18 protein-coding genes and 1 pseudogene are annotated in these 20,104 nt (G+C 44.6%); 3 read left to right on the top strand and 16 right to left on the bottom strand.

Going from position 1 to position 20,104, the window contains the following annotated elements; genetic code table 11:
• Positions 1–13: 13 nt before the first annotated feature.
• A complete protein-coding gene (amaP, locus tag ACYVR3_RS13040) occupies positions 14–571 on the bottom strand; it encodes an alkaline shock response membrane anchor protein AmaP (RefSeq protein WP_461244596.1) in 558 nt (185 codons plus the stop codon).
• 439 nt (positions 572–1,010) lie between these two features.
• Here amaP and ACYVR3_RS13035 point away from each other — a divergent pair.
• Positions 1,011–1,091: pseudogene (locus ACYVR3_RS13035) on the top strand (ATP-binding protein); the annotation flags it as partial.
• Here the strand turns inward: ACYVR3_RS13035 and ACYVR3_RS13030 are convergent.
• Together ACYVR3_RS13030 and ACYVR3_RS13025 are read right to left on the bottom strand one after the other, a co-directional pair.
• Entirely contained in the window at positions 1,065–1,589 is a 525-nt protein-coding gene (locus ACYVR3_RS13030; RefSeq protein WP_461244595.1) for a hypothetical protein, read from the bottom strand. The pseudogene ACYVR3_RS13035 and the gene ACYVR3_RS13030 sit on opposite strands and share 27 nt — an antisense overlap.
• A 485-nt stretch (positions 1,590–2,074) precedes the next feature.
• Positions 2,075–2,719 (bottom strand): recombinase family protein, encoded by a 645-nt coding sequence (locus tag ACYVR3_RS13025; RefSeq protein WP_461244594.1) that lies wholly within the window; start codon positions 2,717–2,719, stop codon positions 2,075–2,077.
• 325 nt (positions 2,720–3,044) lie between these two features.
• Here ACYVR3_RS13025 and ACYVR3_RS13020 point away from each other — a divergent pair, with 325 nt between their 5' ends.
• On the top strand, positions 3,045–4,970 hold the full coding sequence (locus ACYVR3_RS13020) for a collagen-binding domain-containing protein (RefSeq protein ID WP_461244593.1): 1,926 nt from the start codon (positions 3,045–3,047) through the stop codon (positions 4,968–4,970).
• An 80-nt stretch (positions 4,971–5,050) separates the two neighbouring features.
• Positions 5,051–6,550 (top strand): glycosyltransferase, encoded by a 1,500-nt coding sequence (locus ACYVR3_RS13015; RefSeq protein ID WP_461244592.1) that lies wholly within the window; start codon positions 5,051–5,053, stop codon positions 6,548–6,550.
• A gap of 111 nt (positions 6,551–6,661) precedes the next feature.
• Here ACYVR3_RS13015 and ACYVR3_RS13010 read toward each other — a convergent pair whose 3' ends face one another.
• The 13 genes from ACYVR3_RS13010 to ahpC all read right to left on the bottom strand — a co-directional run bounded on the left by ACYVR3_RS13010 (position 6,662) and on the right by ahpC (position 19,757).
• Positions 6,662–6,889 carry a hypothetical protein gene (locus ACYVR3_RS13010; RefSeq protein ID WP_461244591.1) on the bottom strand — a complete coding sequence of 76 codons (228 nt, stop codon included), beginning with the start codon at positions 6,887–6,889 and terminating at the stop codon, positions 6,662–6,664.
• A gap of 224 nt (positions 6,890–7,113) precedes the next feature.
• On the bottom strand, positions 7,114–7,803 hold the full coding sequence (locus ACYVR3_RS13005; protein ID WP_461244590.1) for a 2,3-diphosphoglycerate-dependent phosphoglycerate mutase: 690 nt from the start codon (positions 7,801–7,803) through the stop codon (positions 7,114–7,116).
• 198 nt (positions 7,804–8,001) lie between these two features.
• A complete protein-coding gene (locus tag ACYVR3_RS13000; RefSeq protein ID WP_461244589.1) occupies positions 8,002–8,559 on the bottom strand; it encodes a sugar O-acetyltransferase in 558 nt (185 codons plus the stop codon).
• Positions 8,560–8,799: 240 nt separating this feature from the next.
• Positions 8,800–9,411 (bottom strand): signal peptidase I, encoded by a 612-nt coding sequence (gene lepB / locus ACYVR3_RS12995; RefSeq protein ID WP_082624517.1) that lies wholly within the window; start codon positions 9,409–9,411, stop codon positions 8,800–8,802.
• Positions 9,412–9,437: 26 nt separating this feature from the next.
• The gene (locus tag ACYVR3_RS12990) at positions 9,438–10,520 is read right to left on the bottom strand and encodes an AI-2E family transporter (protein WP_461244588.1); all 1,083 of its coding nucleotides are present in this window, start codon (positions 10,518–10,520) and stop codon (positions 9,438–9,440) included.
• A gap of 84 nt (positions 10,521–10,604) precedes the next feature.
• Positions 10,605–11,531 carry a hypothetical protein gene (locus ACYVR3_RS12985; RefSeq protein WP_461244587.1) on the bottom strand — a complete coding sequence of 309 codons (927 nt, stop codon included), beginning with the start codon at positions 11,529–11,531 and terminating at the stop codon, positions 10,605–10,607.
• Between the two features lie 883 nt (positions 11,532–12,414).
• Positions 12,415–12,759 (bottom strand): AzlD domain-containing protein, encoded by a 345-nt coding sequence (locus ACYVR3_RS12980; RefSeq protein WP_054733795.1) that lies wholly within the window; start codon positions 12,757–12,759, stop codon positions 12,415–12,417.
• A 14-nt stretch (positions 12,760–12,773) separates the two neighbouring features.
• Positions 12,774–13,574 (bottom strand): AzlC family ABC transporter permease, encoded by an 801-nt coding sequence (locus ACYVR3_RS12975; protein ID WP_057152426.1) that lies wholly within the window; start codon positions 13,572–13,574, stop codon positions 12,774–12,776.
• Positions 13,575–13,816: 242 nt separating this feature from the next.
• Positions 13,817–15,121 carry a D-alanyl-D-alanine carboxypeptidase family protein gene (locus ACYVR3_RS12970; RefSeq protein WP_461244586.1) on the bottom strand — a complete coding sequence of 435 codons (1,305 nt, stop codon included), beginning with the start codon at positions 15,119–15,121 and terminating at the stop codon, positions 13,817–13,819.
• A 16-nt stretch (positions 15,122–15,137) separates the two neighbouring features.
• Entirely contained in the window at positions 15,138–16,295 is a 1,158-nt protein-coding gene (locus ACYVR3_RS12965) for a sensor histidine kinase (protein ID WP_054733790.1), read from the bottom strand.
• A gap of 43 nt (positions 16,296–16,338) precedes the next feature.
• Positions 16,339–17,028: a response regulator transcription factor CroR gene (gene croR, locus ACYVR3_RS12960; protein WP_057152428.1), complete on the bottom strand. Its 690-nt coding sequence runs from the start codon at positions 17,026–17,028 to the stop codon at positions 16,339–16,341.
• A gap of 616 nt (positions 17,029–17,644) precedes the next feature.
• Positions 17,645–19,192, bottom strand: a complete 1,548-nt coding sequence (ahpF, locus tag ACYVR3_RS12955; protein WP_461244585.1) for an alkyl hydroperoxide reductase subunit F — start codon at positions 19,190–19,192, stop codon at positions 17,645–17,647.
• 1 nt (position 19,193) lies between these two features.
• A complete protein-coding gene (gene ahpC / locus ACYVR3_RS12950) occupies positions 19,194–19,757 on the bottom strand; it encodes an alkyl hydroperoxide reductase subunit C (RefSeq protein ID WP_054737273.1) in 564 nt (187 codons plus the stop codon).
• Positions 19,758–20,104: the final 347 nt, after the last annotated feature.

Here is a 20,104-nt window from a genome sequence, read left to right as displayed (position 1 = left end):
AACTAATCCTCCTTCAAATAACCTGCACCGTTCGTTCACGCTCATTCTTTTTAAAATCCACTAGTCTGATAACCACTCTCTTATCAGACTCAATGCCTAACTGCACCTTAAGCTTTTTTTCTAAATCAGCCGTAAAGGCCTTTGCCTGTTGCGCTACGTTAGGTGAAGACCGCCACTCACCCGTAATGGCAATTCTGATTCGATTCCTTGATAACCTAACCGTTACTCTGGGGTGATCGAGAAACACTTCTCGCTGTAATGCAGACAGCACAAAATTTTCAATTGCTTTTTTAGTAATCCTCAGCTGACCATCTGGGTGCTGCGTTCGATACAATCGAAGCGGCCGGGGGATCGTCAAAACAACCACCAGTAAAACCAATAACGCTACTGATACGACCAAACTCACCCAAAACAAATAGTTCAACAGATAGTCTTGATTAAGAAAAGAAACCGGTAGCTGAACTTGTGGGCGGTTTCCGAGAGCTAACCAATTTTGTGCCATTGTCCCTACCGTTACAGAGAGCGTGACCAAAATACCAATCACAACAACTAACTTCATAAAACTTCGCAAGTTATCACCACCTTTCCTTACTATGCTAACCTAATCATAACAAGTCAGCACTCAGTTAATCTAGAAATATACCATTATTTTTTATAGTAACGATAACTAGTAGCCATCATTTGATAGGTACCACGCTAATGAGTTAACTCACTTTCGGGGATATAAATAAAAATTACCGCCGATTTCCAACTAGAAATCCACGGTAATTTTTAGTGTTTAGAATTTAACTGAATTTTTGCTTGCTTTCAACTATCAGCCTAGTAGCGACCAGCAATAATTAACTTTTTATTTGTGGTGATGTAACTGCCGTCGCTGAGAACGTAAACGACTCCGTACAGTCTAATTGACAGTGCGGAGTCGTTTGGGATTCATTTTTCCGATAGGCAATCGAACCAATCTCCAAGCTAACCCTAATTATTCCGCCACAGACTTCCGTTTTGCACGCCGCGCTATCCTAGACCGAGTAGTCCACCACGTACATGTCGTGAAAATCACGGGTAAATCATACCGTTTGAAGGGTGCCGATTGACCGCCTAAAACCTACATTTTCTAACCGCCATAAACCTACATTTTTACATCGCCATTGACACCCAGACAGCTTGTTTTGCTCTGCCTTTGAAAATCGTGTTTTAAAATGATCGTAAAGAGTCGTCAATCCCGCCCAGTCATGGTCATACTCAGACACATTTACCGGATTTTCATTTGATAGACCATTAGCATCTCCATAAAGTACATAATAGGCTTGCTGTTTTGGAAGATTACTAATATTAAAACCATTCTTCTCATAGGCTTCTTCTGGATGGATCTTGATAACACCAAGTTCATAGGTGCCATAACTAAGCTGCACAGCCGGACTCGACTGCTTCACGGACGCCATAACTGCCTTATAATCCGAATTAAAAGTACTTGAAACCGCAGCGAAGGCTACGTTTGAGCCATCACTTAAAATCGAATGGAGTCCAAATCCACCCATTCCGACTGTAGAACCTGCCAACATTGCAATCATTACTCTTTTCGACTTTCCCACATAACCTCAAACCTCTAATTTCATGAAATTTACTTCGACTAAATTATACGCTTACTAAATTCCAACTGAAACCTAATTTGTATTTAAATTATTTTCTCCCAATTAACGACGATAAATTTAGCGATGAACTAATCCATCACCACATGCTGGAACTCAATCGAACCAGTCCCCAAATCTGCCTTGAATAGTCCCTTAACGCCTGACTTCTCATCAGTCAAAGTAACCATGTACTCGTCTTGACCGCCCTTACCTGTACTGGAATTGAATATACGAACAAACTGATCAATCGAGCAACATGATCATACGGAATATCGAAATCAAAGTTGAGGACGAAACTAACTTCAACTGTGTTATAATTTTGACACATAGAACCCCCTCCTTATTGTGTTTGTTTAGTCGCTAATATAATAACAGGATTGGGTTCCCTGTGTACATAAAAATAATGGGTACTGTCAAAGCAAATCACTTTGACGGTACCCATTATTTTATTCTTTGAGACTGCGTTTTTTTCCAGCCTGTTTATTTAACTGGCGTTGAATATGATAAACCGTATTTCTAGATACACCAGTACGTTGAGCGATTTCAGTGATAGATATTTCGGTCCCTTTAGATTTCATCAACAATAAATTTACAATTTGTTCATAGATTAATCGTTTTTGAGGATTATTTGAGTCGGCGGCATATTGCGGTGATCGGCCTTTATAAACTCCACGTTTCTTTGCAGCTTGAATACCTTGTCGCTGCCGTTCACGAATCTTTTCACGTTCATTTTCAGCTGTGTATTTTTGTATTTCCAGTACTAAATTTGTTAATAATGCTTTTAAATTACGGTCACGAACTCCTTCAAAAGAAGGTAAATCTAAAACATTTAACACGGCACCTTTACGTCGAATAATTTCGATTATCCGAGTTAAATCTTCGCTGTTACGTCCTAAACGGTCCAAGCTTGAAACAACAATTTCATCATCTTGCTGAATAAATTTTAGTAGGGTTTGTAATTGCTTTCGTTGGGTGGTTTTACCTGAAGCTTTTTCCTGAAATATTTTCTTGACATCCACTTGATGCAATTGAGTAATCTGACGATCTAAATTTTGATCAGCTGAACTAACCCGAGCGTAACCAACACGCATAAAATCACCGCCTAGTAAAAAAATAATCAAAATAATTTAGACATGTATAATGGTCAACTATCTTTCATAAGGTTTGTGTTTAAAAATCGTGAATTTTAAACGTAGTAATCAGTATATCATGGCTTGTTCATTTTAGGTACACTCTAAATGAACAAGTACATTGTAACATAACGGACTAATTAATATAACAGAAGCGATTAAAAAATCATAATATCCAATACCTATTTTCAAAGTTAAACTAATTTTTGGGTAATTTTGAAAGGCCTCCATTTGATCATTTTAAGTGTACCTAATTTGATTATACGCAATTATCAGAGGGGATTTTATGAAAAAACTACATTTCAATAATTATAAAAGTGGTAAGAATTGGACTTTTGCAGCAATTACTGTAGTTACTTTAGGCGTTGGATTAAGTAAGGGTGCGTATACAATAAAAGCGGATAATATAATATCTACAACGTCAACAACCAGTGCATCAGACGTAGTTTCCGTTAATAGTGACAGTACCTCCGTCCCTAAAGCAACTAATACGTCAAGTGCAGTTTCTGATAGTGATGATAGTACATCAGCTCCTGCTACAACGACTAATGCGTCAAGTGCAGTTTCTGATAGTGATGATAGTACATCAGCTCCTGCTACAACGACTAATGCGTCAAGTGCAGTTTCTGATAGTGACGATAGTACATCTGTTGCATTAAAAGTTAGGTCGGCAAATAAATTTGAGATAACCAGCAGTGGATTAAAAAAGAAATCTGAAGTTAAAAGTGTTATATCACCATCTAGTTCTAATAATATTCAATCAGCAACTTCTATTGATAACGACGATTATTTAAAATCTCTGGGAATTGATATTAATAATCTAAATGCTAATAGTGTTTTGAAATTAGCTTCTCTATTTCATATTTTTGCAAATCAAGCTAATTTAACAGCCGATACAAATGGTAATTTAGCTGTTAAGGTTTTAAATAGTATAAATGATTTTGGCACCCGGGGCGATTCCTATAATTTAACTAGCGGTGATATTTACTATATTCAACAACTAGCAAAGAATCTTCAAAGCAATGTTTTTAGAAATACCACATTCAATCATGTGGTATTAGGCAAAGATGTTAATATATCAATTATAAACGATGAAGTTCTGATCAATGGTATCACTATGACTCATTTGAGTCCTGAAGATGTTTATCAAGATACTAATGGCCAAACATACATTGATTTTGATCAAGTTTTTAGTGAATTGAAACAGAATTCTGTTATTTTTTCAGGCAATCCAGATTCTCAAGGCATAAAAAAAGATTTTTCGGATCAAAATAATCAATCAATTGACGTATCAGATGCCACTGCAACTGATGGCATTATTTATGTAAGCATTCCTTTTACCATTCTTAGTGCACCACAACCTATCACCATTACGGGAATCTCAAGTGATTTAGATGGCTCAACTATTGTTATTAACGTTACCGATATTCCAGGCGGCACTCAAAATATTTCTACAAAAGTTCAATTAAATTATACCGATGGAGCGAATTCTTTGCCTAATGGTGAAGGTCATACAGAGCCAAATCATATATTATGGAATTTAGGTATTAAAGAACAAACTTTCGATTTCAATAGTGGTCGCTTTATGGGGAGTATTTTAGCACCTAACGCAACTATAAATGCTGGAGTCAATATTGACGGAAATATTGTCGCCGATACTGTTAACATAACCGGTGGTGAGTCTCATAGATGGGATATTCATCCTCAGCCAACTCAGCCAACTCAACCGACTCAACCGACTCAACCGACTCAACCGACTCAACCAACTCAGCCAACTCAACCGACTCAACCGACTCAGCCAACTCAGCCAACTCAACCGACTCAGCCAACTCAGCCAACTCAGCCAACTCAACCGACTCAACCGACTCAACCGACTCAACCGACTCAACCAACTCAGCCAACTCAACCGACTCAACCGACTCATCCAACTCAACCGACTCAGCCAACTCAACCGACTCAGCCGACTCAGCCGACTCAGCCAACTCAGCCAACTCAGCCAACTCAGCCAACTCAGCCAATTAATGTTAATAAATTAATTAACCATACTGAAGGAAAACAAGCTAGAACAAATAATTTAACTTCTGAGAATAACAAAACTTTACCTCAAACTCATGAAAAATCAGAAAGTTCTATTTCAGTATTAGGTACCTTATTACTTATGTTGGGTAGTCTAACTAGTTGGTTAGTTTTTGGGAAAAAGCGAAAAGACTAACTGAGTAATTGTAAAAACATTAAAGGGTAGTAGTGAAATCAATCACTACTGCCTTTTATATAATGATAGGGGATTTTATTATGCATTATTTTATTACATCAAGAATTGATAAACTAACGTCAGCTATTGAATTGGCCGAAATTAAGCGACTAAAACTTTTTAAAACATTAAGCGTATCCGCTAGAATTATTGCACTCGATTATTCTCGTTATCAGTGGCAGATTTGGAAAAAATTAGACATCAATAACGATGTTATTAATCCGATTGCTTATTTTCAAGAATTAAATATGGATAAGACTAATATCAACACTAATGAATTATTAGAGAATTTATTGAGCGATAACAGATTAACTGTTAAGGAAAATCAAGGATTTATTAAACAAAAGCTTAGAATTCAAGTTACAAAATATCAAGGAAAAATTGATTATGTTACATATATCGATTGCTGGGGATTCACAGATCGGCGGGATTTTTATGTCAATAATCAGCTAAGTTATTCTGAGTATTTCGATGATAGAGGAAAATTAATTACTCGAACCTATTATAACAGTCAGGGAAAAGTTTTTTTGATTTACCATTATCGTGGTGGTGCTGGTAACATTCCGGTTTTAACCTTAATTCAACTGAATCATCTAAAAAAATGGTATCAATTTGATCAAGAAGCTGAGTTTTGGGCTTATTTTTTGGATGAACTAATAAAAAATGGTTCAGAAACGGTCTTATACTCGGATCGAGAAGATTACGTATTGCAACCTTTTAAATTAATGAATGAGCCAGCAAAAAAATTTGTTATTTTACATTCAGTCTTTACAAAGAACGCACAATCTCAGGGAGAGATTTTCCCCCATATAAAACAACTATTTACGTTAGAAAATAAGATAAACGGTATTATATGCGCGACCAGACAAGAAGCGGTAGACTTACGGAAACATCCAGAAATAAAGATACCTTGCTATTCAATTCCAGTCAGTTACTTGCCAGAAAAGTTATTTTTACAGCCGGTCCCCTTTATCAAACGAACTCCTGGACAATTAATTGCAATTGCACGTTTGACACCGGTTAAACAGTTAGATCAACTAATTACTACAGTAATTTCCATTCATCAAAAATTACCATTTGTTGATTTGAAAATTTATGGCTATGATGATGATTGGAAAAACTATGAAACTTCAACTAGATTACGTCAACTAGTTGAAACAGCTGGTGCTGGTAAGTATATTCATTTTTGCGGCTATCAAGAGGACTTAACATCAGTTTACCAATCAGCTGATATTGAAATATTAACTAGTGCCTATGAGGGATTTTCCATGGCTATTTTAGAGGCGCTTGGACATGGTTGTCCTGTGGTTAGCTATAATATAAACTATGGACCTAGAGAACTTGTTAAAGACAACCAAACAGGAAAATTAGTTCCTGCTGGTGATACTTGGACCCTACAGCGAACTTTGCTTCACTTATTGAATAATCGTAATATCTTAAAAAATTATAGTCAAAATGCCATGAAATCTATGATTCCTTATTCACAAAATAATGTCGCTCAGAAGTGGGTAAATTTCATTACGGATATCAATAATAATTAAACGATAAAGCCAAGTGTATGAAACTTATGAAATAGCATATCAACAAAAAGGACGAAGCTCGCACAACCGCAAGCTTCGTCTTTCTCATATACCTATAAGTTCAGTGACAAATTAATCCATCACCACATGCTGGAACTCAATCGAACCAGTCCCTAAATCAGCCTTGAATAATCCCTTAACGCCTGACTTCTCATCAGTCAAAACGACCATGTATTCGTCCTGACCACCTTTGCCATGCTCAAAGCTCTCGTATTCACCACGGAAGCTATTCTTCCGGAAAAGGCCGATGATCTTCATCATTTCGCGTTGTGTGACTTCTTGTTCTAGTACGTTATCCAAGGTATATATACTCCAATTCGATTATAAATTTTTTATTTTGACTGTCGATAATAGCGACCCTAGCGACCAATCAGCGCCGATTGGTGACCGTTAGTGCCCACATTATCCCTATTTATCCATAATCCGCACAGAAAAATGATCACCACTGGGCCTTAATTGCCACCCTTCAGTGATCATTTTTTTGTGTTTAACTTTAGTTGTGAGCTAAAAGTTTGAGTTGCTGATTAACCTAACTTAGTCTTGCTTTGAACTTCAAGCTTTTCGTTGAAGTCATAAACAACTGGTTGGCCAGTCTTCATTTCAAGGTTGATGATATCTTCATCACTGATACCTTCGATGTACTTGCTCAAGGCACGTAATGAGTTACCGTGGGCTGCGATGATGACGTTCTTGCCGTCAAGCAACTTAGGTGCGATTTCATCTTCCCAGAATGGCATAACCCGTTCAAGGGTAACCTTCAAGTTTTCGCCACCAGGCACGATGTTAGGGTCAAGGTTAGCGTAACGACGGTCGTTAGCTGCTGATCCTTCATCATCGGCACTCAAAAGTGGAGGCAAGACGTCGTATGAACGACGCCAGATGTGAACTTGGTCTTCGCCGAACTTTTCAGCGGCTTCGGCCTTGTTTTGGCCTTGCAATGCGCCGTAGTGACGTTCGTTCAAGCGCCAAGTCTTGGTTTCTGGAATCCAGAGTTGGTCTGAGTATTCCAAAGCGTAGTGCAACGTCTTGATGGCACGCGTCAAAACTGAGGTGAAGGCGTAATCGAATTCGATGCCGGCTTCCTTGATCAACTTACCAGCGTTTTGGGCTTGCTTAACCCCTTCGTCGCTTAAGTTAACGTCAACCCAACCTGTAAATTGGTTAGATAAGTTCCATTCACTTTGACCGTGACGGATCAATACTAATTTAGCCATTCGTCAATAACCTCTTTCTTCTTTTAATTACTTGCCTATTTTACACCATATTCGGTTTAAATACAGTAACATTTCTCGCTTTCACAAATTGAAAACGGGTCCAATTCGCGTAGTGGTTGGACCAAAGCACATTTTGTTAAGGTTTGTGAAATTTATGAGTTAATCGCTCATACCGGGGGTCAATGCAACCCGATCCGCCTAGGTCACTTCCCGTAACACGCGACAGGGACTGCCCACTGCCACCACACCAGCCGGAATATCATGGTTGACCACGCTGCCGGCACCAATGATACTGCCAGCGCCAATCGTCACGCCACCGGTAACCACCACGTTGGCGCCTAACCAAACATTATCCGCCAACGTAATTGGGGCACTCGTCATGACGCCTTCTGCACGCTGTTCCCCCAGCATCGCATGGCCAGAACAGGCCAACACCACGCCGGGCGCAATGAACGCCCCGGCACCGATGTGCACTGGTGAGGTATCCAAAATCGTCACGTTGTAGTTCAACAGCGCTAACCCGTGGAAGTGAATGTTGAAACCGTAATCGCAGTGAAAGCCGGCCTCCACGAAAGTCGTGTTGGTTACCGTCCCAAATAACTGCATGAGGATCTTATGCCGCGCTTCACCCACATCTGGATCCATTTGATTGAGCTGCCAGCAGAGTTTTTTGGCTCGCTGTTGGCTTTTAGCTGGCATTTGACGCCCATCCACCACGTAAGGTTCAGGCGTTGTCATTCGTTCCCGATTTGTCATGTTAACGCATCCTTTCAAAAAACGGTGAGGTTAATCGATATTGGTAAGTATCGAACCAGTTTCTCAACTCAAAACTGATTAAAAATTTCACTCAATTTCAAGACTGTTATCTAGTCTAAACGCGCGCCAAAACTCAGGCCCCGGCCATATAAGAGAACAGGCCCGTAGATTCCAAAACCAGGAATCTACGGGCCTGTTCTCTTATATTCTGGGACCTAAACGAGTTTTGGTCCGCTCTCATTAGTTCGAATAATTGTTAATAATCTTGTGCTTACTGTTCCAGAAACCAACCTTCACGACCCCGACCACGTGGCTCTTTGGCACGAACCCGTAGACCCGGCCGTCTTCAGAAACGCTTCGGTGGTCCCCCATCACGAAGTAACAGCCCTTTGGCACCTTGTTGATCCGGTTGTTACCGATGGCTAAGCTCCACTTGTTGCTCCAGTCGTTTTGACGAGCAGCGGTCACTAAGTTGAAGCCGTTCTTAAAGGTCGATGTAGTCCCGGCCTCTTGTTGGTATTTTGAAATAAAGTTCTGCGCTTGGTACTTACCGTTGACGTAGAGCTTCCCCGTCTTTGTGTAGCGAATCGTGTCTCCTGGCAGGCCGATGACCCGCTTGACGTAGTTTTCCTTAGGGGCTGCGTTACTGTCAACGCCTTCCGCGTCAAAAACGATGACGGAGAACCGCTTGATGCTTGCCGTTTTAACCGCAATGATGCGTTGCGAGTTCTTCAAGTTGGGCGCCATTGACGTCCCGTCAACGCTGACGGGAACTAGCCAAAACACCCGAATCCCGATAGCTAACAACAAGCCAATCGCGATGGGAATGAGAAACTGTAGTGTCTTTTTCAAAATCTAACCTCCTGAAAATGGGTTGCTTAGTCGTCATGTTCATCCGTTTTGGCACGGCGCCGTTTTAACTTTTTCGTTAGTTGGGATGGTGGCACGTGCAAGCCATGCGCCTTCTTCACCCCGAGAATGTCGAGGAAGAAGGTGAACACTGGCACCCCAACGATCAAGCCCCAAGTCCCCCACAACGCTTCGCCGGCTAGCAGCACAACGAAGGTGTAGAAGATTGGCAGCTCGGTCTTGCTGGACATCAGCTTTGGGTTAAGGACGTAGGCTTCTAACGCGTGAACGACCAGTAATAGGATAACGATCGTCACCACGTCGCGGAAACCACCAACGGAATATCCCAGAATCGTCAGCGGAATTGCGGAGATAATCACCCCGGCTACTGGCACCAGACTGAGAATGAAGACCATCACCGCCACGACCAAGAGTTGTGGGATGTGCATAAATGCGAGGCCGATGGTCGTGATCACCGTGTTGAAAATGGCAATCAAAAACTGCGCTTCTAACACTACGCCGAAGGTATCCGCAAACTTGTGGGCGAAGTAGTAGATATCCTGGAAGAACCAGTCGTAGTCACTGCTCATAAACAGTCGTGAGAACGACCGCATTGGCTTTTCTTCAATCGTAAAGAAGAAGCTGAGGATCAGGGACAACACGAACGTGACCCCGAAAGAGCCGATGCTGGTAATGTAGTCCACCACGACCTTCAAGCCACCCTTGACCTGTGGCATCAGGTTCGAGCGGTTCAGCCAATCTGAGATGAATTTGACCGTCTGGTTCGTATCGTTAGATGAACTCTGATAGAACGTGTAGATTGACTGGACGGTAGCGACCACCTGCTTGGCGATTTTAGGAATGTAGTTGGTGATACCCAGATACAGTAACAGTAACACCAGCAGGTACACCACGACGACGATGATCTGCGACGGTATTTTAACGTGTCGTTGGATGCCTTTGATCAAGCGCAGCACCAAGAACGTGAAGATAAACGTCAGTAATATTTTATTCATTTCTGCCCGCACAAGCCAGAGAACCAGGATCAGCACACCGAGTACCACCCAGCGGCGAAGCGTGACGTTCCTGACAAAGCGTTGATATAACCCCAAATTGGTGCCCCCTTTGACCAATTAGCGTGATGCGAAAATCGTTCCTGTGATCACCCAAGTGACCCAAGAACGACTCGTTCGTGCTTATTTGTAGTTCTTTTCAGCGTAGGTCTTAAATGACGTCCCCGCCTTTTGTGCGGCAATCAAGCCATCCCGAATATCTTGGTCGGAGAAGCTACCTGGTTGGATGCCAGCGGCCTTCAATGTCTTGCGGGCAGCGGTAATTTGAGCTGCCGTAATTGTCTTGCCGTTCAATTGGGTCCGTGACTTCGGTACCGTGTACTCGTTGGAACCCTTGTAGTTCTTAGCTGCGGCACTTTCAGAGTCCGTTAAACCAGCAACGGTACTGCTGGTACTGCTATCGCTGGTTGTGGCATCTGATGAGCTGCTGGTCGTGGTTGCGCTAGTTGATGATGAAGAATCATCAGCTGGCGTGCCATCGCCGCCACCCTTGATGGCCTTATTGTTGGCACTTCGTAGGTCCACCGCTTGGTTGTAGATGTCGGTGTAGTAGCTTTGCTTAGCATCGCTATCCTTGAAGATGCGGTCCAAAGTTGCGTTGGATTGCGTGTACGATTGGCCATTGTACTCGGTCATCGCTTGATCATAGATTTGTTGGTACATGTCCTCTTTCAACTGAATCGTCTTCAATTGCTTCAAGGCCTTGGTTGCCCGTTGCGTTAAGATGCTGTACCCATCAGCGGTTGTCTTAACCTTAGTGTAATCAGACTTCGCTGAATCAAAGTCACTATCACCCATCGCTGACTCGGCAGACGCAAAGTCCTGTGTCTGGGTCAAATACCGTTGTGCTGTGGCATCGTTTGACTTATGACGCAAGGCTTCCTGAAAGGCCGCCTCCGCTACTGAATAGTTCTTATCCTGCACGGCGTTCTTTGCAGCCGTCATCGCCGCCGTGTACGTTTGCTGGGTCATCCGGTGATTGGCATAGGCATATCCACCTGCCACCGCAATAACGACCACGGCAATGATTGTCCAAACCCACTTTTTCAATCTAATTCCCTCCACTCTCATTTGGCCGGGGACCAGACTCGGTCACCAATCGGCGTACTTTTATCAATTATAACATGCACTGATTTACCCGGGCAGTTTTGATTCGTAAAATTTGATATAACTGTTACTTGTTATGTGAAGTTTGGCCTCTAAACTTCGTTAATCATGGGTGATATTGTGGGGACGCCCGGTCGGTCAGAAAATTTGGGCGCTGGAACGCCATGGACACGATTCTGAGCCGAAAGATCACGTCTCAGAATTCGGTCTTACACTAAGACGGCAAAGTACGCCGCCTAAGTGTAATTTCATGGCTGAGGCCCAATTTTCTGACCGACCTCTTGTTTGCGGGTTGTCGGCAGCAAGACCGCACTCCCGAAAATTTATCATGAAGGGCGAAACTGTCGCACGGTGACAATTGCGAACATCTCGGTCAGCCACACGTTCAAGCGCGTTGCGTCAGCGTTCAACATGGATCGACGCTTGTCCGTTAGCACTGACTGGTTTGAGCGTTTGTCACACCGTACCAGTCATTACAATTGTAGCAAGCTGTGCAGTCAATTACTTGAGATGATCCGCAATCGTGCTGAATTGCACCAATGTCAGATGGAGGTAGGCAGCTAGGTGGATGCTGTGTCGCGATGATAAGTGGTTGGTGGCGTACTTCCGACAACCGCCTATCATCGGGGACGACTTGAAGACTCGGACGGGTTTGGCGAGGCTTCAAGTCGAGGGCTGAGACCGCCCTTCGGCTCAGCCCGGTCCCCACAGCATCCACCTAGCTGCCTACCGGAATCGAAAGCTCAAGCAAATCGTATTTCACAAACGCCAATAAAAAAGCACCCGCATCAGCATAGAGCCGATACAGGTGCATCAGTAGCAAAGTTTAAAGTACCATCGCCAGCAAGAACACGCTGACGAGTCCGACAATGACTGAAATCGCCATTGAGCGGGTGAAGTACGCGATGAAGCCGACGATCACTGCCGCGATGATTTCGGGCAGATGGTGGATAATGTCGACTTGATAAGTGGCACTGATAAAGACGTCTTTGACGACCAGCGCCGTGAACAACGATACGGGAACGAACCGCATCCATTCGTTGAACCATTCCGGAATCTTCCGTTTTGTAAAAATCTTAATGGGCAAGTAACGTGGTGCAAACGCCACGAAGAAGCCTAAGACGACTAACCAGAAATGTTGAGTTGTGTTCCAGGTATTTACCGCATTCATAAACGTGTCCCCTACTAATTTTCACTGGATTCTTCGACGGCTGACTTCTTGCTTCCTGGGCTGTGGAGCTTGTAGAGGAAGCGGCTGTTCGGTTTACGATTCTTCAGGTAGTGCTCTAAGGCAAACCCGATGAATGACGAAATCAGCGTAGAAATCACCAGCCCCAAGGTACTCTTGGTCAACACCAAGAAGATGACAGCAAACACTGCTGCAATCAAACCAACTAAAATCGTTAGTCGACTCTTCACCTGCATGATGATCATGTAGAGGAACAGGGCTGTTAACGCAAAGTGGACCACTGTCAGGTCGATCTTCAACGCACTACCGACTAAGCTACCGATAATGTTGCTGACCGCCCAAAACAGTAAGGAATAGTGTTCTACCATTAAGGCTTCACTTGGGGTCCATTTTTTATCCGTCGCAAACTTTAAGTAGTTCACGGCGTAGTTTTCGTCGTTCATTGAAATCGCGAAAATCAGCTTGAATTTCTCCGATGTACCCGTTAGATAACGAGATAGACTCGACCCTAACAGGGCGTACCGAAGTTCCAAGAAGAACAACATCAAAACAATTGATAACAGTGGGGCGTTGATCGTTAACATGGACGCAATCATAAATTGCGCACCACCAGAAAAGATCACAATTGACACCATCGCCGTCAACAACGTGTTGAAACCGGCGGCGTGTAATAACACACCACATGCTAGGCCAATTGGAATATAACTCAGGTTCAACGGCATCGAGACCCGTAACGTTGACCGCCATTTAGGTTCGTCTGGGTTTGGTACTTGTTTAGTCAAGAATAATGCCTCCATCACAAAGCTTCCGACTCTTGATTAGGTAGTTCGCCAAATTGCGCGCTACCAGATAGACAATTACACAATACAAGACTAGTTTACCATGTTTCATTTAGTTTTCCTACGTTGATTTCACAAGTTAAAGCAGTTGAAAGCGCCTTACTAACCGCATTCAACCGGTTGCAATCCACCAGTTACCGAACTTAAGTATTTACAATAAGTTAAAAGTTCGGTTTAACATTCGAAAATGCAATTCAAAACTAAATCATCGCTAATAAATGGCGCCAAGTTCGAACGATCCACTTTGCACGTTGAACTTTGGTCGTTGTTTTAATTGGCACCGTTAATGACGCCGTTTGCCCTAATTGGGGTAATGATTGGCCATTAACCGTCAATGTAGCGGTCCCAAAGACCGTCCCAGCCTTCAACGGTGCCGCCAGCCCCGCCTGTTTCTTTTCAGCGTAGACCGAATTAATGGTGACATGGCCCTTGATTTGATTGGTTTGCTGCGACTTCGTTAGCCAAACGGTTGTTGGTTCAGCAACCGTTGCGTTCGTCTGCGTGGTCTTTCCCATCGGAACGTTGATGTTTTTAACCTGGTACGTCTTTGAATTAAGGGTAACTGGCCGATAAGTGGCGTAAACCCAGTTCATTAAGTGCCGGGTTTGGACAAACCGCGCTGGATCACCAGTCGATTGATTAGACGCGTGCATGACCACCGTAATGATCCGGTGCCCCTGCTTATTGACCGTGCCGACGAAGTTGCCACCGGCCGCGTTAGACGTCCCGGTTTTTAACCCGTCAACTGGTAAGGTCGAACTGTACTGTGACAGCCCCTTTAGCATCAGGTTCCAGTTCGTCATCTTGGTTTGACTGGTCCCGCCCTTGTCAAACCACATCGTTGCCTGACTAGTGGTTTTCAAAATCTGTGGGTACATCGCCAATAGATCCTTAGCGAGTTTGGCAACATCGGCTGCGGACATCGTGTTTTCATCCGTTGACGCCAGCGAACTGTATCCCAGCGAGGCCGCTTGCCCGTTAGTGATCCCCGAAGCGGTGATTAGTTTGGCGCTATTCAAATTCAGTTCTTCGGCAGTTGCCCGCATCTTCTTGATAAACTGGTGCGGGCTCCCTGATACGGCGTTACCTAGCGCAGAAATCGCCGCGTTAGCTGAATAGATCAACGTGGCATCGTAGAGTTCGCGAACGGAATACGTCCGGCTTGAACTCAGGGGCACGTTGGTCAACTCGGTATTTTGACTCATCTTGGCGATTTGGGGACTGACTTTCACCTGTTGGTTCCAGTGCAGTTTGCCGCTGTGGATCTGTTGGAGCACGATGTAGATCGACAGCAACTTGGTCATCGACGCAATGGGTAGCGCCTTATTGGCATTCTTTTGGTACAGCACCTGTCCGGTTGTCGCATCAACGGCGACTGCTGATTTCACGTTTAAATTTAAGTCGGCCGCGTGGGCGGTGACGCCACCCAAGCTGAAAATCAGCATGAGGGCACACCAAAACAAGCCGATTTGTAGGCGTCGTTTTTGACTGTTATGTTGCATCATTTGTGACTGGCCTCCGTTAGTTTTTGACGTCCGGCCGTTTCAACCGGTCGCCGTTTTTAATTGGCAAGTGAATGACAAACCGCGTGAGGTCGTCATCCGATGTCACGTAAATATAACCACCGTGAAGCGACACGATACTTTGGGCGATGGCGAGGCCTAAGCCAGTCCCACCAGTCGCTTTTGAACGCGATTCTTCTACACGATAAAAGCGCTCAAAGACCTGTCCTAACGCTGCTTCAGGAATCTTAGACCCATCGTTTTCAACACTGACGGCCACTTCCCGGTCACTGAGCTGTTTAGCCCGGAGGTAGATATGTTTGCCATCACCGCCGTACTTCAGTGCGTTACCAATCAAGTTATTAAACACCCGACCGAGCTTCTCGGCATCCGCTTCAATGTGGATTGGTTCATCACCGACGTCCGTGACCAGCGTCATGCCCTTCTCGTTGGCTTCCAGTTCAAAGCTGGCCGCTAATTGCGCCATCATTTGGGTGAGATCCAGATGGGCAATCGTCAGTGGCGTATCCGTTTGGCGCATTTTGGTGTATTCGAAAAGATCATCCACCAGCGACTTCATCTGCTTCGCCTTATTGAAGGCCGTATTGGTGTATTTGAGTAACTCTTCTTCTGAATGGTACTGCCGGTCTTCAACGAGGCCTAAATACCCGATGATCGACGTTAATGGCGTCCGCAAGTCATGACTGACGTTCGTGATCAGTTCATCCTTGGATTTTTCGATTCGCCGTTCTTCTTCGATCGAACTGATAACCGAATCCACCAGCGAGTTGACCGAGGTCACGACCCGCTGTGTATCACCCTTTAAGGTGAACGGAATTCGGTGATCAAAGTGGCCGTTGGCAATGTAGTGCAGTTCACCAATAATGTGCCGCAACTGCATTTGGTGATACCGCCGAATCAACCGCCAGTACACCACCCCAACGTCAAACACGATCATCAGCGCAATGAAGATGTTCTCCCAACTCCACAACTGATAGTGTGCGGGGCCAATGAAGACCGAGCGTTTAATGATAAAGATGCCGTCCTGCAGCCCCGGATTGGTCTGAATCATTTCGTTTAAAATCACGATCACTGATAGGTTCAGCAACAGCAAGATCACAACGGTGACGATTCCCTCCATAATAAGGGCGCTTTTTTCTCGCGTGGTTAACTTCACAATTTTCCTCCAACGCTTAGTGTCTCTCTACTTACCCAGTACTTTAGTGTGTTTCAATCTTGTAACCGACACCCCAGACGGTCTGAATCACCTTTTCGCCATCGGTTGCTTCTTCGATTTTGTCCCGTAAGTGAGACACGTGCACCATGACGGTCTTGGCCGACACGATTGATTCTTGCCGCCAAACCCGTTCAAAAATCTCATCCGCAGAAAAGACCCGGTTAGGATGGCTAGCTAATAGGTATAAAATACCGAATTCTAGCGCGGTCAAATTGATCAACTTACCCGACAAGGTTTTGACTTCGTGAGAATCCTTGTTGATGGTTAAGGAACCAATATCAAGCACGTCTGGTTTTTCTTCCGTGACGTGGTCTGAAGCCCGACGCAATAGTGATTTAACCCGAGCCATGACTTCCAGTGGGTTAAAGGGTTTCGTCACATAATCGTCCCCACCACTGATCAGGCCTTGAATCTTATCCATGTCATCCGTCTTGGCAGACAGAATCAAAATAGGCAGTTCGGAATCCTTCCGCACTTCCTTGATCACTTCAATCCCGTTCATTTCGGGCATCATAATATCCAAAATCATCAAGCCAATATCTGGCGTGGTATGAAGCTTCGTCAACGCTTCCTTACCATTGTAGGCTGAAACCGGTTCGTAGCCTTCGTTTTTAATGTAGATTTCCAGTAATTGCGCAATTTCTTTATCGTCATCGACAACTAAAATTTTCATTTGAGTAAACTCCTTATTTTTAGCATTCGGGATTCGTTAATTCGATTAAGTGAATCGGCTGTGAGCCAATCCAAACAAGTTATCACAAAGTGTGACATAGTCGTTGCAGTTCGTCAGTTTTGTCTGACCAACTGTTACTATACCACTGTGAACCAGCGTTGCGGGGTCTAAATGAATCATGAACCGCACGCTTATGTCTATCTTAACAAAAGTTGGGGCTGGGTTCATTATTTTAGGTGGGACTTAAAGAAAAAGTAAGAGCGTTGGGAGAAGCGGTTAACGGACGGTGTGTAAGGTAAGCTAAGCCAGACTGCCCGCTTTTTGGGTAGTTTGGCTTAGCTTACCTTACATGCAGTCCGTTGCTTCTCCCAACGCGTTTCGGCGCGGTGGCCTATAAACGGAAAAGTCTGCCCTTCCACAAGGATTACTAAAAAAACCACCCTTAACTCCCCCAAGCGCCGAAAACAACGTCGCCTCAATGAACGTCGCCACCATCACCATCCGGCTCAATTCACTCACCAGTCACCCCAACAAAAAAACAGCCTCACAGATTCCTAAAACTCAGAAATCCATAAAACTGCTTCCTTATAACAATAGCATTAAACTTTCAGCCAACTCAATCGACCGTCTGCCGCACCAACGCATCAAACGCCCCAAGAGCGGCCGTTGCGCCAGCGCCCATCGCAATCACGATCTGCTTGTAAGCTGAATCCGTGCAGTCACCCGCCGCAAAAATGTTGGTGGCGTTGGTGGCCCCAGAACGATCCACGATGATTTCACCGTGTTGGTTCCGAGCAACCGTATCGCCTAACCAGTCCGTGTTTGGCGTCAACCCAATTTGGACAAAGACACCGTCAACGTTGAGCTGCTGTGCGGTCTGGTCGGCTTGGTTCAAATACTGCAAGCCGGTGACCCGACCATCGCCGGTAATCGCTGTGGTTTTCGCACTCGTTGCAACGTCCACGTTCGCTAGTGTCTTCAACTTCTGCTGTAACACGGCATCAGCTGATAGCGTTGCACCGAATTCCAGCACGGTGACGTGTTTGGCAATACCTGCCAAATCAATCGCCGCTTCAACACCAGAGTTACCACCGCCAATCACCGCAACCGCCTTATCCCGGTACAGGGGGCCATCACAGTGCGGACAGTAGGCCACGCCGCGATTTTGAAATTTCGTTTCACCCGGCACGCCAACCTGACGCCATTGCGCACCAGTTGCGATGATAACCGTTTTGGCATGTAACTGATTGTCGCCAGTTAACGTCACTGTCACCGGACTCCCCGGCTGCAGAGCCGTCACCGTTTGGCCGTCTATCAGCGTCACGTGGTATTTGGTCAACTGAGCTTGAATCCGTTGCATCAGTTGTTCACCTTCCACGTAGTCGGTGCCGATCAGGTTTTCGATGCCGACCGTTTCAAGGGGTTGACCACCGAAGTGATCGGCGACAACCGCCGTCGCTAACCCCTTCCGAGCTGCATAGACGGCAGCGGCACCAGCAGCCGGACCGCCACCAATGATCAAAACATCGTAAAGTTGTTCTTGGGTCGCCGTTGAAACCGGTGCGACTGCGGGTTGACCAACGGCTAAGTTGACCAATTCCGCTAACGTCGCCCGACCACTATGCCATTCTTGTCCGTTTAAGAACACCGTTGGCACGGCCATGATGTTGCGCGATTCAGCTTCGGCCTGATACATGCCGCCTTCGATCATCGTGTGGGTGATCTTCGGGTTCAGCACGCTCATCATGTTCAGCGCTTGCACAACGTCTGGGCAGTTGTGGCAACTCAAGCTTGCAAAGGTCTCAAAGTGCAACGGCTCATCGATGGCTTCGATGCGTTGTCGCAAGTCAGCCGGAATCTTTGGTGCATGTCCTGAAACTTGAAGCACCGCTAGTACGAATGATTCAAATTCGTGTCCCAAAGGAATCCCCGCGAACGTGATACCGCTGAGTTCACCATCCGCCAAATCAATGGTAAAACTTGGTTGCCGTTTCAACTGGCCGGTTTGCACCGTCAGCTTATCCGACAACGCCGCTACTTCGGTTAAGAACGCGTGCGTTTGTTCGCCATTTTGACCAGCGCCAGCATCCAACGTGAACACGACTGGCTTCACTAATAATGTCAAATACTGTGATAATTGTTGTTTTAATGTATCTGTTAGCATGTTAAATCTTCCCCACAAGATCAAGTCCTGGGGTTAGGGTTGCGGTGCCTTCCTTCCACTTGGCAGGACAAACTTCACCTGGGTGGGTTTCAACGTACTGACCCGCTTTAATCCGGTCGAGGTATTCACTCGCATTCCGGCCAATGCCATCAGCGTTGATTTCGAGTGATTGGATAACCCCTTCTTTGTCTAAAATAAAGGTTCCGCGTTGCGCTAATCCCTGTTCTTCATCGAAAACGTCAAACATCCGCGCTAATTGGTGTGATGGATCACCAATCATTGCATACTGTAACTTTCCAACTGCTTCGGACTCATCATGCCATGCCTTGTGAACAAAGTGGGTGTCTTCAGAAACTGAATAAACCTCGACCCCCATTTGTTGTAGCGTCGCATATTGATCTTGTAAGTCTTCCAACTCAGTTGGGCAAACGAACGAAAAATCTGCCGGGTAAAACATCACGACACTCCAATGACCCATTAAATCTGCATCATTAACCTCAATGAACTCACCATTTTGGTACGCCTGTGCCTTGAATGCCTCGACTTTTTTTCCAACTAAACTCATAACTAATGCCCTCCTTTGTTTGATCGCCCTTAGTATACAATAGAATAATTCTAATTTAAAGGGTAAATTTTGTTTTCATAACAAATTTGTTTGATGTAATTAACTTATTTATTTTTCAAAATTCGATTTATGCTGGCCGTCACGGTGTTTGCGGCTAGTAATCGGACTCATCAATAAAAAAACTATACTTCATTTTTTTACTGTCGTTTGTGTCTGGCGACAGTGTGCGAAGCTTGTGAAATTTGGCTTCGTTAGCGCGTTGATCATGGCTGATATTGTGGGCACAACCGGTCGGTCAGAAAATTTGGGCTGGAACGCCGTGGGCACGATTCTGAGCCGGAAAAACA

It is taken from the genome of Secundilactobacillus muriivasis, from assembly GCF_054785195.1.
This window is presented reverse-complemented; position numbering and strand designations above follow the sequence as displayed.